General features: G+C 68.0%; 1 protein-coding gene. It reads right to left on the bottom strand.

What is annotated here, in order from left to right:
- Positions 1-1172: ATPase, T2SS/T4P/T4SS family (locus tag AC1DYI_RS36335; RefSeq protein ID WP_477208937.1), on the bottom strand; the 1172-nt coding region annotated here is incomplete at both ends.

Below are 1172 nucleotides of genomic sequence, written 5' to 3'. Positions count from 1 at the left end.
GTGCGGCAGTTCGAGATAGGGCTTGAGCACGCCGTCGCGGCGGAAACGGATGCGCACCTTCTCGCGGCCCGGGTGGGTCTCGATGTGGATGTCGGAGACGTTCTGAGCATGCGCCTCGACGATCATGGTGTTGATCAAGCGCACCAGCGAGTTGTCGCTCTGCTCGATCGGCTTTTCGTCTTCGTTGTGCGTCGGTGCGCTGTCGTACGACAGTTCCAGCGCGGCCAGCAACTGGTCGGTGCCGCCTTCGTCGAAGTTGATGGCGCCGTTGGGGTCGATCGGGCTCGGGCTGCTGCTGCCGTCGTCCAGCCCGTGCTTCTGGTACATCAGGCTGATGCAGCGGTTCAGGTGGTCGGCGACCGGCAGCACCGGCACCACTTTGCACTGGGCGATGAACTCGATCTCGTCGAGCACATCGCGGCGTGATGGGTCTTCGATCGCAATCACCAGCCGGCCTGGCAGCAACTGCAGCGGCAGCACCTGCAGGCGCCTGGCGGCGCTGATCGGCAGCCTGCGCACGGCTTCAGCCTCGATCGGGTAGACGTCGGTGTCGACCACCGGGTAGCCCATCTTGCGGGCCAGCGCCGTGCGAAGGTCTTGCCGCTGCACCGCGCCGCTGCGAACCAGCAGCTCGCCCAACGGCACCGAGCGGTCGCCGCGCTGTTGGGCCAGCGCGTCGCCGAGCTGCGTCGCGGTGATGAAACCGAGCGCGATCAGTGCCTCGCCGACACGCACCATCGGCATGCGCGACTGGGCTTCCAGCGCCTGCATCAATTGTTCGGGGCTGACGACGCGGCTGCCCAGCAGCACGTCGCCGATGCGCTGCTCGCGCATGCGGGCCTGTTCGGCCAGCGCCGCGGCAATCTGCGCCGGCGTGGCAGTGTTGTCGGCCACCAGTTGCTCACCCAGGCGCGGGCCGAAGTCGAACGAGTCGTAGGCGCTGCGCGGGCAGAACATGCGCAGGACAGCGCCCTTGTCGCCTCTTTCGTCCACCGGCGGGAAGAAGTACACGCCTTGCGGGGTCTCCACATGGCCCACGGTCTTGCCCTGCAGCTCGCCGCCGCCGGTCAGGTGCACGGTGTAGGTGGTGCTGGGGTGAAAGTCCATCAGCGCGCCGGGCGCGCCGGTGGCGGCGCTCAACGCGGGGCGCAACGGCGTGGTCAGCGTCAGGC

Source organism: Ideonella sp. P3_A4, assembly GCF_056403075.1.
Note: the sequence above shows the minus strand (reverse complement) of the source record. Positions and strands in the feature narration are given on the sequence as shown.